The 12,913-nt window shown below is 39.2% G+C and carries 9 protein-coding genes; 3 read left to right on the top strand and 6 right to left on the bottom strand.

The window, feature by feature from the left end:
• The first annotated feature begins 95 nt into the window (after positions 1–95).
• Positions 96–1,604: a glycerol kinase GlpK gene (gene glpK / locus NCWK1_RS08945; protein WP_103124471.1), complete on the top strand. Its 1,509-nt coding sequence runs from the start codon at positions 96–98 to the stop codon at positions 1,602–1,604.
• A 24-nt stretch (positions 1,605–1,628) separates the two neighbouring features.
• On the opposite strand, the gene NCWK1_RS08940 is transcribed toward glpK, so the two are convergent.
• Together NCWK1_RS08940 and NCWK1_RS30080 are read right to left on the bottom strand one after the other, a co-directional pair.
• Positions 1,629–2,609: a hypothetical protein gene (locus NCWK1_RS08940; RefSeq protein WP_103124470.1), complete on the bottom strand. Its 981-nt coding sequence runs from the start codon at positions 2,607–2,609 to the stop codon at positions 1,629–1,631.
• Between the two features lie 11 nt (positions 2,610–2,620).
• Positions 2,621–2,866: a hypothetical protein gene (locus NCWK1_RS30080; RefSeq protein ID WP_096579644.1), complete on the bottom strand. Its 246-nt coding sequence runs from the start codon at positions 2,864–2,866 to the stop codon at positions 2,621–2,623.
• 289 nt (positions 2,867–3,155) lie between these two features.
• Between NCWK1_RS30080 and NCWK1_RS08930 the strand changes: the two genes are divergently transcribed.
• Entirely contained in the window at positions 3,156–3,368 is a 213-nt protein-coding gene (locus NCWK1_RS08930; RefSeq protein WP_103124469.1) for a hypothetical protein, read from the top strand.
• Between the two features lie 249 nt (positions 3,369–3,617).
• Here NCWK1_RS08930 and NCWK1_RS08925 read toward each other — a convergent pair whose 3' ends face one another.
• Both NCWK1_RS08925 and NCWK1_RS08920 read right to left on the bottom strand, forming a co-directional pair.
• On the bottom strand, positions 3,618–4,739 hold the full coding sequence (locus NCWK1_RS08925; protein WP_103124468.1) for a Gfo/Idh/MocA family protein: 1,122 nt from the start codon (positions 4,737–4,739) through the stop codon (positions 3,618–3,620).
• A gap of 263 nt (positions 4,740–5,002) precedes the next feature.
• Positions 5,003–6,145: an IS4 family transposase gene (locus NCWK1_RS08920; protein WP_103124467.1), complete on the bottom strand. Its 1,143-nt coding sequence runs from the start codon at positions 6,143–6,145 to the stop codon at positions 5,003–5,005.
• Between the two features lie 883 nt (positions 6,146–7,028).
• Between NCWK1_RS08920 and NCWK1_RS08915 the strand changes: the two genes are divergently transcribed.
• Positions 7,029–8,216, top strand: coding sequence for an NADH:flavin oxidoreductase/NADH oxidase (locus NCWK1_RS08915; protein ID WP_103124466.1), 1,188 nt, complete (start codon positions 7,029–7,031; stop codon positions 8,214–8,216).
• A gap of 881 nt (positions 8,217–9,097) precedes the next feature.
• Here the strand turns inward: NCWK1_RS08915 and NCWK1_RS08905 are convergent.
• Together NCWK1_RS08905 and NCWK1_RS08900 are read right to left on the bottom strand one after the other, a co-directional pair.
• On the bottom strand, positions 9,098–10,354 hold the full coding sequence (locus NCWK1_RS08905) for a hybrid sensor histidine kinase/response regulator (RefSeq protein ID WP_103124464.1): 1,257 nt from the start codon (positions 10,352–10,354) through the stop codon (positions 9,098–9,100).
• 48 nt (positions 10,355–10,402) lie between these two features.
• Positions 10,403–12,817: an MASE1 domain-containing protein gene (locus tag NCWK1_RS08900; protein ID WP_103124463.1), complete on the bottom strand. Its 2,415-nt coding sequence runs from the start codon at positions 12,815–12,817 to the stop codon at positions 10,403–10,405.
• Positions 12,818–12,913 lie beyond the last annotated feature (96 nt).

The following is a 12,913-nucleotide window of genomic DNA, read 5'->3' as shown; positions in this document are numbered from 1 at the left end:
GTTATGTCAGTCCAATAGCTTGTGATATTTGTACCCAAACAATATAAAGTATATTTCATCCTTCATACTTCACACTTCATACTTAATCAGTAACCTTGGACAGCACATCTCCATCATCAGGCTATATCTTGGCTTTGGACTTGGGTACAACAGGCAACCGTGCTTTTGTGTTTAACACAGCAGGTCAAATTGTTGGGCAAGCATATAAAGAACTCACACAGTATTATCCCCAACCGGGCTGGTTAGAACATGACCCCAAAGAAATTTGGCAAGATACTTGCTGGGTGATGCAAAATGCGATCGCTCAGGCGCAAATTTCGCCATCAGAAATAGCCGCCTTGGGATTGACTGTACAGCGGGAAACCTGCTTAATTTGGGATAAAACCACTGGTAAGCCCCTACATAAAGCTATTGTCTGGCAAGACCGCCGTACTGCACCGCTTTGTCATCAATTACAAACACAAGGTTATGCAGCAGACATTTATGATCGCACTGGCTTGGTGATTGATGCTTATTTTTCGGCAACTAAGTTGAGATGGCTATTAGAAAACGTTGCAGACCTTGATTTAAACAATGTTTTGGCAGGTACGATTGATACTTGGGTGTTATGGAAATTAACAGGCGGGAAAGTCCATGCGACCGACCACAGCAACGCCAGCCGCACAATGTTAATGAACCTCAAAACCTGCGCTTGGGATGAAACATTACTCAAAATCTTACAAATTCCGGCTCAGATTTTGCCACAGATTCAACCCAGCTTAGGCAAATTTGGTGTGACTGATCAAACTTTGCTGGGTGTAGAAATTCCCATCACCGCTATTTTAGGCGACCAACAAGCAGCATTATTTGGTCATGGCTGCGATCGTCCCGGTTTAATGAAATGTACTTACGGCACTGGTAGCTTTTTGGTAGCCCATACTGGTTCAGAAATTGTGCGATCGCCACATCAACTAATTTCTACTTTGGCTTGGACGCAAAACCACAGCGGTAATTTAGATATTGGTTATGCCTTAGAAGGAAGTATGTTTACTAGTGGCGCTTGTATCCAATGGTTACGCGATGGCATCAAACTGATCAAGACAGCCGCAGAAACTGAAACAATGGCTAACCAAGTTCCCGATAACGGTGGTGTGTACTTTGTACCTGCCTTTAGTGGATTGGGTGCGCCTTATTGGGATATGAGCGCCAGAGGAGCCTTTTTAGGGATTACCGCCAGCGTCCAACCCCAACATTTAGTGCGGTCTGTTTTAGAAGCGATCGCTTACCAAGTTGTAGAAGTTGTGCAAGCTATTAATGCTTGTTCTCCTACACCAATGGGGCGGTTAATTGTCGATGGCGGCGCTTGTGAAAACAACTTTCTCATGCAGTTCCAAGCCGATGTTTTGGGGATTCCCGTAGAACGACCAAAAATGCGCGATACAACAGTACAAGGTGCAGCATTTGCCGCTGGTTTAGCAGCTGGATTTTGGGACAGCTACACAACATTAGTTAGTCAACGGCAAATAGACCGCATCTTTGAACCTAATCAATCTAGCAATAACGCCTTAGCTAACTTTGCTACTTGGCAAAAAGCAGTTCAGCGTAGCTTAAATTGGGCAGAGTAAAGTATTTCAACTTCTGCCCTCATTTCAGCCTGAAGTCTTGCGGACTAACTTAGTATCCAAGGTATAAAAGCCGACTGTATCGGGCATTCTCGCAAATCGTCCTGTCCGATAACCTCGTGAGAGTTCATTTAGTACCTTGCTTTTTACTTCTCTGACTTCTTCCGCATCTAGGTTGCCATAAATGCCAGCGATGACTTCAGCCACACCAAAAACTTTCCCCGGATTTTGCCGAAAGAAAATACTTAAGGCATCAATCAAAAATTGTCCTTCAAAAGCTTTGAGCATAGGAACAACTTTTGTTTGTGGCACTATCACAGGCTTCTTCTTACTTTTGCCAGTTTTAGAATTATTGTTGGTTTGATTGGTATTCACCAAACCCAAATCTAGGGTATAACAACCAGGCTCATTGGGGATGCCAAACCAAGCTTGTCTTTCTCTACCTTGGGTGAGTGAAGATTGAACTCTACCTTTGACCACCTTAAATACATGGGGTTCTAAGTCACCATAAAGCGATCGCACAATAAAATCTATGTGACAAACTGTACCCAAATGTTGCTCAAATAACTGTTTAATTGCTTCCATCCGAGTTAAAGATCGATACTCGCTCAACATAGGAATGTCTACGTTATTCAGCGAGTTAATGGTTTCTATCGCTGGGGACTCGTTGATGTTTATCGTTGCAGTCGCAGAACTATCCAGTTCTAATTCTTCCGAGTCTGGCTGTGGTGATGCTGAATGGGTTTCTAATTCGCTGTCAGACGGAGATAGAAGTAAGTCTTCTTTGGAAGCAGACAGCATTTCGTTCACGACTTCAACTGTCAGCAGCTTATTGTCAACTTCTGATGATGAAGACCAGCTAGACAATAAACCTTCCACATTGTTGAGTTGCGATCGCGCTTGATTATATAGAGTTCCGTACTCTTCTACAAGACGAGCATAGTAGTCTCGTAATTCCAACAACGGCGAGATTAAGGTTTGGGGAGGGGGTTCCAATTGCGGTTTCATAAAGCGTTAAATCAACCCAAAGTGGTATCACTTGTGTAAGTCATTGGTCTTGGTTTGGCTTTTTGAGAGGACTGTGTGGATTTGCGCGGAGGTTGTGGAGGACGGCAGCTTTCGCAATATAAAGGACGGGGGCCATACGTCTCGCGTTTGGTTGTCTGATTGCATTCTTTGCAGACAAAGTGAAAGACCCTAGTGTGAATTTGTCTTTTATGCGCTCTAACAGTGTATTCCTGCACGTCTATATATTTACTTGCCATAGTCCAGAAGCATGAATTTCAATTCTATCAATATAGCTATTCAAGCAAATGAAATTGAATCAGTGTGTGTTGATTTGTAAGTTTTATTCAAATCAATGATTCAGTCCCAAAACTTAGGTTGCAAATATTGCATCAAGGTAACTAGGCACTCACCAATTTGCTATCTTCCGACAGAGACATCAGTATTCATCTAACTTAGATTTAAGTCTTCTGATAGTGTCTGATGTAGAGTGTGTCAGTTTAGGTTGGGAGTGTGAATCTCTAGAATATCACTGTGGAGAAAATAGTTATGCCTAGTGGTCATGCAAGTCATAAAGGGACTGGGGACAAACCTAATACTAACGCTGAAGGCCGGATGGATATGGCTGCTGATAAAACTGTGAATCCAGAGGATGAGTTACTCGAAGGAGCAACTACAAATACTACGAGAACCCAAGAATTTGTGGATTATCCTCCAGCTATCCAACGTCCAGACAAGGAAATAGAAAAGGAAGAGAAATAACATCACACGATAGCATTTGCTAAAATTTTTGCTGCCTCATGTACTGTGGAATTAACTAGAAATCATCATTATCTCTACCTAGTATCACATCAGATTAACTAGTTAAACAAAATTAATTACATAATGTCATTGCGAATGCAGAGACATTATGTAATTAATTTTGCGTAGTTACTTACTATAGCAAAACCAACTGCTTGCTGTTTAGGCTGGCAGTTGGTTGTACTCAATGTTTCCCACTCACAGGCTGCGTTAAGAATTACCGGAAGGTGCAGCAGCACGAATTAGCGCTGGCTGATCTTCGTTAGCAGGACGTTTAACAGTTTGATCTGATGTAGGACGTTGAGAGCGATCGCGAGTTTGCACAGGCACTGGTTGACCTGTTTCAATAGATTGGTAGATTGCCTGAATGATGCGAACATCGTTCAATCCTTCGATTCCCGATGGCTCTGGGTCTTGGTCTTGGAGAATGCAATCTGAGAAATATTTGAATTCAGCCGCTAACTGATCGTGTTGTTCAAAAGTACGCTCTTGGGTTTCACCATCAATTGTGAGGTAATGCTTAAGTTCTCCATGCCATGTATAGGCGGATTCTACTTTTAAATCGCCTTTAGTGCCAACAACTTGATAAGTTGAAACTTTAGCGGCTCCAAAGCTACAGGTAAAGGTCGCCAGTCGTTCATGAGGAAAGCGTAAGATCACGCTGGCCATTTCTTCTACCTCGCTGAAGCGTTGTTCGCCTTTACTAGCAGCTACAGCAAATACTTCGGTTGGTTCATCTTGAAATAGATAACGTGCAGCGTTAATGCAGTAAATACCAATGTCATAGATAGTTCCGCCACCTGTAACGTTGCGTAAACGAATATTACCGCCTTCGACTTGTTGAGTAAAAACAGAGTTGAAAACACGCGCTTCACCAATTTGCTGCGATCGCACAATTTCTACAGCCTCCAAGTTGGCTGGTTCTAAGTGTAATCGATAAGCAATCATCAGCTTAACACCGTTATCTTTTGCAGCCTTGATCATAGCCTCACATTCTTCGTCGGTTACAGCCATCGGCTTTTCACACAGCACATGAATCGCTTGATTAGCTGCTCGCACAGTATATTCCCGATGTAAGTGATTGGGTAAAGCAATATAAACAGCATCAATCTCACCACTAGTTAAACAGTCTTCATATTCCTCATAAGAGTAAGTATGCTGAATGCCATACTTTTGGCTAATTTCTTTGAGTTTGGTCGCATCATCAGAAACTAAAGCAACTAATTCAGAGTTATCGGTATTAGTAAATGCAGGTAAGGCGGCTTCTTGTGCAAACCAACCTAAACCAACAACTGCGTAACGAATTTTATTTTTCTCATTTGTAGCCGTCATTATTTAGACCTCTTGAGGAAGAAATTGTTTTCAGAAAATTACTTTTATAAGGTGATGAATTTTTTGAAATACTCCATCCTGCTGATGAGAGAGGGAAGCATCGACTTTTGGAAGATATACCAGGCGATTGGAAATCGCGGTTCATCTTGCATACAAACTAAGTCCGCCTATCGCGCTTGGCGATAGGCGGACTATCTCAAAACCCGCGCAGGCGGGTTTAGTTTGTACTTCATACCGTTTCACTTCAAGGGGCGACAAGCTCCCTAAAGTGCTTGCTGTATAAGCTTAATAGCCTTTAAACCTCGCTGATAATATGCCCGCTTATTGCGAATCAAACCGACTAGTGCCTCGACCCATGCTTGACACCCTTGCCACGCAACTATCCAATTAAAACCATATAAACCTATCCAAAAGTTGCTGTGCCTTTTTTCAGTTTTACCTTGCTCTTGGGAGCGACAAACATAAGATTGTTGTCGTTGTAATTTAATTTTTTGACCTTGTATCCAAGCACTAGTCATTGCTAAAGCAATCAAAAAGATTAAACGTACAAGTCTATCAGGACTGGCTTGAGAGCTTTCCAAATTGTAGCCACCTGTTTTACAATCTTTGAACATAGCTTCAATCCCAAAACGTTGAGCATAGATTTTGAGAGCAGTATTGAAATCAGGCAAATTAGTTAATAAATACCAAGCTTCTTTATCTTGTTTACCTCTGTACTTCCTTTTCCAATAAACAGCCAAATTGAAACAACCAAACCCTTGCTTTTGAGTCACCTTAACATTTGTGTAAAATTGGTGGACACCAGGATAAATCTCAATGTTACTTAAAGGTTGAAATTTTTGCCTTTTCTCTCGAAAAGTCGTGTCCTTCTTTTGACGAAATACAAAACTGAGGTTCTGCTTGTGGAGCCATTGCGCTAGTTCGACGCTGTGAAATTCCCTGTCTCCAATAATTACTAATTTGTACTTTTTTAATAAGCGGATTACTGGACGTAATACTTTTTGCTGTTCTTCTAAGTTGCTACTACCCTCTTTCTCTAACAAGCACCAATATATTGGCCAAGCTCTCTTTTGGTAAATTACACTCACCATCAACACATTGTTTTCTTTCCACTGTGTTCTATCCATTGCAATGGTTAATTGTGACCCCTGTTTAAAATGTTGGTTAATTATTGCTTCAATAATCGGAAACCACAACAATACTACACTTAAGGCATTCAGTGTTAAAAACCTTTGTAAATGCCGTCTACGACTGTTTTGCTGTATAGGTAAAGGTAGCGTCGCTGCCAGTCTTTCTATCCTTACCTGCTTCTGATTTTGTAACAACCACACCAACATCTTCAGGGTGATTAACTGTGCTTTATTTAGGTATTTTTCTAAGAAGTTTTGGTAGAATGATGCCAGCATTATTATGACGGTCTTGGTCAAATTACGAGACCGTTCTTTTTTACCACGAAACCGCTCTCCATAGAAAAGTCTACTATCCCTATACAGTTCATTCTCAATAAGCACCCAAATTTTTTAAGGGGTTTGTAAGCCTAAAACCTTTATCTGGCTTGCTTTAGAGGCGATTGTCGCCCCTTGAACCGTTTCACTTTAAGTTTTATACAAATAGACTACAGGGGGCAGGGGGAAAGAATGAAAAACCCATAAATTTGTCTCATTTTTTTCGTGAAATGGTATTAGCGCAGGGTTATTTGCTTATGAGATATGCAGTTAAACTCACATCTTGCACCAAGAAAAATTGATGTAATTTTATTACTCTGTAAAAAAGCAAAAGCCTTGATTTAGCGACAATAGCCTATAAAAGTAAGGTATCTTTATCGCGCATCTTTTGACTTTACCTGTATTTATACGTAGAGGTGCAAGATATGAGTAAATAAAAAACTATAATTTAAGTAAATTTACTTTTTTATTTAGAATATTGGAAAGATACCGAACTTGCTAGACTTTTAGGCGCTTATTTAGTTAGTTGTGGAGTTGGTCTAACCGTAGGTAGTGGTGATACTTGTATCGCAATGGTTTAAATGTAGGTAAATATTTACGAGTAGTTAAAGAAACAGAGGAGTTAACCCGCCAAGCTCTTTGAGCCAGAAAACCACGGTTATTTAGAGCCAACTAGCGCGTAAAATGAACAGATGCTGACGGTATACACCAAATACAAACAAGTTGTTATAGTAAAGTGCTGAGTATAAACCCTATATCTTCGAGGCTTTGAACAATCAACCATTGTCCGAACCTAAACTAAGTACAGCTATAGCTCACAGATTAGAGGAATTTAATTAAAGATATGAATACAGATAATGTGACAAATTTATCATCCCTAGAGCAAAGGGGATTAGAATTCACGCGTTCTTCTGGAGGTGAATCAGCTTGTTTACATGATCAGGAAATACCTGAATTAGACTTATTTAGTCCCTTCAAAATTCGCGATTTAACTTTGCCAAATCGTGTGGCCATGTCACCTATGTGTCAATATTCCGCTGAGAATGGAATAGCAAATGATTGGCACTTTGTTCATTTGGGAAGCAGGGCTGTTGGCGGTGCTGGTTTAATTATGGTGGAAGCCACAGCAGTCACATCCCAAGGGCGCATTACACCTGGTGATCTCGGTCTTTGGGATGATACTCAAATTGAACCATTAGCCCGCATTGTGCGTTTTGTTCAGCAACAGGGAGCAGTTGCGGGTATCCAACTGGCTCATGCTGGGAGAAAAGCAAGTTGTCATGTTCCCTGGTTGGGTGGTACACCTTTAACACCTGAACTAGGTGCTTGGCCTACAATTGCACCCAGTGCCATTCCCTTTCATGACAATAGTCCTGTTCCCAAGGCTTTGGATGAACGTGGTATTGAAGAAGTTATTACAGCGTTTGTTCAAACAGCAGAGCGATCGCTGCAAGCTGGTTTTCAAGTTATTGAAATTCACGCGGCTCATGGATACTTATTGCATTCTTTTCTGTCACCACTCAGTAATCAGCGAACAGACATTTACGGAGGTTCTCTAGAAAATAGAATGCGTTTATTACTGGAAGTAGCCAGACGGATACGCGAGATTTTACCGCCAGGAATGCCACTTTTTGTTCGTATCTCTGCTACTGATTGGGTAGAAGGGGGTTGGGATATTGAACAATCAGTAATTTTATCTCGTGAACTAAAAGGTTTAGGTGTTGATGTAATTGATGTTTCTACAGGTGGCTTAGTACCCCACGCCAAAATTCCTGTAGAAAAGGGTTATCAAGTGCCTTTTGCTGCCAAAATCCGGCAAGAATCTCAAATCAATACCGCAGCTGTAGGGATGATAACTGAAGCTGAGTATGCCAATCAAATCATTACTCGTGGCTGCGCTGATTTGGTTCTGATTGGTCGAGAATTGCTCCGCGACCCATATTGGTCTATTCATGCTCAGGGTCACTTAGATGAAGTTCCTAACTGGCCTGTACCTTATGGTTATGCGGTAAAACGACAAAAACGTAGATAGATATTGGCTTTTTTTCTGTTTATATCCAATGGACTGCAACTCTTTCTGAAAATGGTTTTTTCACTTCTATTAAGTGTTAAAAGCATCTACAAGAAAAGTTATCATTGACATCAAAGTAGGAATGCACAGATGTGCATTCCTACCATTTTTTCCTAAATAAGCTGTTGGAAACAAACATTTTCCACCCACTTACTTAGTAGAAAAAACTATTATTATTAGACCTTGAGTGGTCTATAGTATGAATTCTATTATCATGATAGCTGATTGAATTTATACCAGCAGCTTCAATTGTATAATCTCCTCCGACAGCATTTATTGATAGGCTATCAGTAATATTGATTATATGAAAACCATAAGGATAACCACCTGCTAATATAGTTTCTGTTTCCTCTGGAGTTAAGTTTTGGATAAACGTCTTGTTCTGAATAGAATCTAAGCTAGAGATTATCAATTTATACATAAGTTTAATTAGTTTTTATTCTTGTAACTACTAAAATGAATTTTAAAATATTTATATATTTTTTTTGATTAAAATCTGTTATTGTCTATTTATCTTAGGACATAAGTTAACCTCTTTTGTCTAATAAAATCTGGCGCTTAATTTTAGAGCAATGTTCTCATTAATAATATATAAGTTTTTTGTGTAAACAGGGTAGAAATTCGCCACAAAATAGATAAATTTAAAAGACATAATTTAACGGCAAAAAAAGACATAAAAGCAAGTAATTACCTTGGATTATAAATGGTCTAGTATATAAATGAAAACCTCTCAAATTGCTGATATAACAATCGCCGGATGCCATAAAAATATGGGTTTACGCTTGAAAAAATAAGGCTATTTATCCATTCGGCAATTAAATACCATTCATCGCCCTATCTTGTTATTGGAAAGGCAGGATAATGACAAATTCACTACCTTGATAGGGGTGGGAGTTAACTTTAATTGCACCGCCATGCTTTTCGACTACAATTTGATGAGCGATCGCTAATCCCAATCCTGTACCTTTACCAACTGCTTTCGTGGTGAATAAACTGTCAAAAATACGTTGTTTCACCTCGTCTGTCATTCCAATACCATTATCAGCAATCCGAATCGTGATATATTCAGGGCTGGACATTTCTGTAGAGATTTTGATTATCAAGAAATCATCGACTTGCTTTTCTTGCTGCCAAACATCTTCTAAAGCATCAACGGCATTAGCTAAGATATTCATAAATACTTGATTGAGTTGCCCTGGATAACACTCAACTTTTGGTAAAGCAGCATATTGTCTGAGAATTTGAATTTCTGGTCGCGTCCCGAATCCTTTCAGACGATGGCGCAGAATTAATAATGTACTCTCAAGTCCTTCATGAACATCAAACTTAACCTTTACCGATGTGTCAGCACGAGCAAAGTTGCGTAGTGAAACAGAAATATCTTCAATTCGTTGCGTGCTAACCTGCATAGAATTGAGGAGTTTTGGTAAATCTTCTAAGAGAAATTCTAAATCTGTTTGGGCGATCGCATCTTGAATCACCTCTGGTAATTGCTCATAATGTTGCTGACATAATTGCAGAATTTTCGACAAATCCGCAACATATTCTTGCGCGGGAGGAAGATTACTCACAATGCAGCTAATAGGATTATTCATTTCATGGGCTACACCTGCTACTAACTGACCCAGCATCGACAGTTTTTCTTGTTGTACCAGTTGTACTTGTGCCTGTTTTAGCGCGGCTGTTCTTTCTATTACCCGTTGTTCCAGATTATCCGTCAATTGCTTGAGTTGTAAGTGCATTCGCACCCTAGCAATTACTTCTGCTTGTTCAAAGGGTTTAGGAATGTAATCAACTGCGCCTAAAGAAAGTCCTTTTACCTTATTTTCAGTATCAGTTAATGCTGTCATAAAAATAATGGGGATGCTTTGGGTTAAAGGATCAGCTTTGAGTTTCTGACAGGTTTCAAAACCATCTATTCCCGTCATCTGCACATCTAATAAAATTAGTGCTGGTGGTTTATGCTGCACTAATTCAATTGCACTTTCTCCATCTTCAGCTACTCTCACCGCAAAACCTGCACTTTTTAGCGCTTGTGATAATACTGACAAATTAGTAGGATTATCATCAACAATTAAAATAAATTCTGAGTTTGGCATTGGTTAAAATATTGCATTTCATTAAGACTAATTAACACTATTAATATTCTAGTTATTTTGATTTATCCATTGAGTTAAAATTTCTCGTAGCTTTTTCATTTGAAAATTTTCTGCTAGTTGGATTACTTGTTGAGCAAAATCAACATAAATATGATTATCAGTTTTTAAATCATTAGCTGCTTGCAATACTCCATCAACATTGCCATCTTTGGCTAAATCATATAAGTGATTCAATATATCAACAGTCGGTAAAGTTAAATCATTGTAATTAGATTGAACATTAGTTTGGTTGCGATTGGCATTAATTTGGGAGCTTGGTGCATAAATCCAAATTAAATTCAGATGTACTCGCAGTAGTTCTAATAAAATTTCCACAACAATAGGCTTAGATAAAAAGGCATTTGCACCAACATCTAAACTCTGATTTTGATCACTATCAAATACACTGGCAGAAGTAGCAATAATTACAACACTTTGTAACTGAGGAGATTGTTTAATTTGTCGGATAAAGTCAAAGCCATCCATGACAGGCATGATTAAATCAGTGATGATTAAATCAGGTAAAGACGCTACAGCCTGATTAATTCCCTCTTCTCCATTACTAGCTTCAATTAATTCAAATCCAATGGGTTCTAGTAAATTGAGCAGAACAGAACGATTTTCCCACTTATCATCTACTAGTAAAATGGTGCGTTTTTTGCCTTGATAACCTGTGATAGTTCCTTGTGGCATAAGTCTAGAACTTTCTGCCCATTGTTTTGCTTCTGGTAATTCCACTTCAAATGAGAAAATACTACCTTGACCAAGTTGACTTTCAACTTGCAAATTACTGCCCATCAGATAGACGATTTTTTGACTAATAGCTAATCCTAATCCAGTGCCTTCAGACTGTTTATTAATTTCTCCTACTTGCTCAAAAGGTAGGAATATTTTTTGTAATTGTGCCGATGTCATGCCTACACCTGTATCTTCGACCTGAAAGCGAATTTTATAGTTAGTTATTTCTTGTTGTTCTATTTTATTCAGGACATTGACTTTTAATGTCACTCCGCCTTTATCTGTAAATTTGATAGCATTACCTAAAAGATTAATTAGCACTTGCCTTAATCTTTTTTCATCAGCTTGAATGCCAATGGGAATTTGAGAGTCGGGTTGATAATTGAAAGCAATTACTTTCTGATCAGCTTTAATCCGGCATATTTCCACAACACCTTCTAGAAATGAAGGAAAATGAAAATCAATGGGATGTAACTCCATTTTGCGGGCTTCGATTTTGGATAAATCTAGCACATCATTAATTAAAGTTAAGAGATGAAAACCGCATTGATGGATGATTTCAATACCTTTATATCCTTTTTCTGTTAAGGTTTCAGTTCGTTGTAAGATTTGAGTGTAACCCAGGATGCCATTTAAGGGTGTGCGTAACTCATGGCTCATATTGGCGAGAAATTCACTTTTGGCTTGATTAGCAACTTCTGCAATATTTTTAGCTTCTTGGAGTTCAGCCGTTCGTTCTGCTACACGCTGTTCTAGTTCATCATTAGCTTGGCGGAGAATCATGGCTGATTTTTGATTTTCATGAGTTACCGCAGAGATGATAAAAGTAGTGATAGCAATCACACAAATGAATGATTGCAGTAAGATGAGTGATTCATTTGGCGATGGTTGTTTAGCAAAAGAACCAAAACCGTTAACAGTGCCAAAAACTGCGATCGCACAGACAATAAGTACAGCTACAGTCGATATCCGCGCGTCAAATCGATAGGCTGTCCAAATCAGCGGCGGGATAATCATATATTCAATTGGGTATCCCCCAGAAAAGGCGACTCGAACAACCGCCATCATTAACAGTAAGACAAATGCTAGTTCGATAATTTGTCGCCGACGAAAACTTCTTGGTGATGGAGACTTTTGCAACCATGCCAACAGTAAAGGTGTAACAATTAAAATACCTGCGCTGTCTGATGTTAGCCAGGTTTGAAAAACGTTACCAAATACTGGCCAAGGTGCAATCCCACTCATACACAGTGTCAGTGCAGCCAATACAGAACTGATTAGGGGACTGGGTATAGTGATAACTATAAATTTAAAAACATCTTGCGATCGCTCTAAAAAATAGCGCCGCTTAATAAATCGCTGAATTAAAAAAGTTGCAGCAAAAGGTGTAATTAAATTAACGGCAGGGATAATAGTACTAATTACAAGATTATGTTTAAAAAAAATAATATAACTAACAATAAAATCACTGATAAATAAGATAGGCCAAACTCGATAGCCTACTAATAACATTCCCGCTACAAATACACCCAACGCGGGCCAAAATGCTGATGCACCACCGACAAATGTCATTGATAAACCCATGTATCCTAGTCCGAGGTGAACCAGAGGAATAATCAGCGCTGCTAAGATAAATGGGCGATCAAGTTTGACTAGGAATTGCTGCTTTATCGTATTTAGCTGCATTTATAGTCTCCATACGAATAGCTGAAGGACTGCTACCTTCAACAAAGGTTGTCTCGCTTATGATTCCCAAATCAGCAGCCATCATGAACTGCGTAT

Origin of the sequence: Nostoc cycadae WK-1 (assembly GCF_002897135.1) — a bacterium.
Lineage (GTDB): Bacteria > Cyanobacteriota > Cyanobacteriia > Cyanobacteriales > Nostocaceae > Nostoc_B.
The sequence above is the reverse complement of the archived record's forward strand: the minus strand, read 5'-3'. Positions and strand labels throughout refer to the sequence as shown.